Origin of the sequence: Pseudoalteromonas luteoviolacea (assembly GCF_018100925.1) — a bacterium.
Taxonomy (GTDB): Bacteria; Pseudomonadota; Gammaproteobacteria; order Enterobacterales; family Alteromonadaceae; genus Pseudoalteromonas; species Pseudoalteromonas obscura.
Genome location: NZ_JAGJEH010000048.1, coordinates 1 through 992 on the forward strand (window position 1 = coordinate 1; position 992 = coordinate 992).

Sequence of the window (992 nt, forward strand, 5' to 3'; positions counted from 1 at the left end):
AAATAAATCTTCTTGTTTATTGAAACTCACTAAGGATTTTCAATACAATTCCAAATGGCTCTACCGAATGAACTATCTGGAAAATTAAATCTTCTTGTGTATTTAAGCTCGCTAAGGGCTTTCAATACAATTCCAAATGGCTTTACCGAATGAGCTATCTGGAAAATTAAATCTTCTTGTGTATTGAAACTCACTAAGGATTTTCAATACAGTTCCAGATGGCTTACCAATGTAAACTATCTGCAATGCCAATATGAAGAAATGGTGCCGACTATCCGAGTCGAACGGATGACCTACTGATTACAAGTCAGTTGCTCTACCAACTGAGCTAAGTCGGCACACTAAAATAATGGTGCCCAGAGGCGGAATCGAACCACCGACACGAGGATTTTCAATCCTCTGCTCTACCGACTGAGCTATCTGGGCAAATAAATCTTCTTGTGTATTGAAAATTTTCAACACAGTTCCAAACGGCTCTGTTGAAGGAGCTACCTGGCTAAAACGCTTACAAAAAACGTAAAGCACTATGATAAGTACTATTTAGAAGCGTTTTTTCTCTTCATATTGTATGAATGGTGCCGACTATCCGAGTCGAACGGATGACCTACTGATTACAAGTCAGTTGCTCTACCAACTGAGCTAAGTCGGCACACTAAAACAATGGTGCCCAGAGGCGGAATCGAACCACCGACACGAGGATTTTCAATCCTCTGCTCTACCGACTGAGCTATCTGGGCAAATAAACTATTTTTGTATTAAAAATCATTTAGTATTTTCAATACAATTCAAAACAGCTTTTTAACTAGCTGATTTTTTAAATTCTTTGTTTTACATCTTCAAAAGATGGTGCCCAGAGGCGGAATCGAACCACCGACACGAGGATTTTCAATCCTCTGCTCTACCGACTGAGCTATCTGGGCAAATAAGTTTGTCTATTGAACTCTTTGATTCAATAAACTTCCACTTTTACTAAATGGTGCCGACTATCCGAG

The 992-nt window shown here is 39.2% G+C and carries 5 tRNA genes; all 5 read right to left on the reverse strand.

The features are described 5' to 3' along the window. Window positions 1–262 precede the first annotated feature (262 nt). Window positions 263–338: transfer RNA gene (locus J8M00_RS27970), tRNA-Thr, on the reverse strand. A 12-nt stretch (window positions 339–350) separates the two neighbouring features. Next, window positions 351–426 (reverse strand) — tRNA-Phe (locus J8M00_RS27975). Window positions 427–573: 147 nt separating this feature from the next. Beyond that, window positions 574–649, reverse strand: a tRNA-Thr gene (locus tag J8M00_RS27980). Between the two features lie 12 nt (window positions 650–661). After that, a tRNA-Phe gene (locus tag J8M00_RS27985) sits at window positions 662–737 on the reverse strand. 107 nt (window positions 738–844) lie between these two features. Further along, window positions 845–920 (reverse strand) — tRNA-Phe (locus J8M00_RS27990). Window positions 921–992 lie beyond the last annotated feature (72 nt).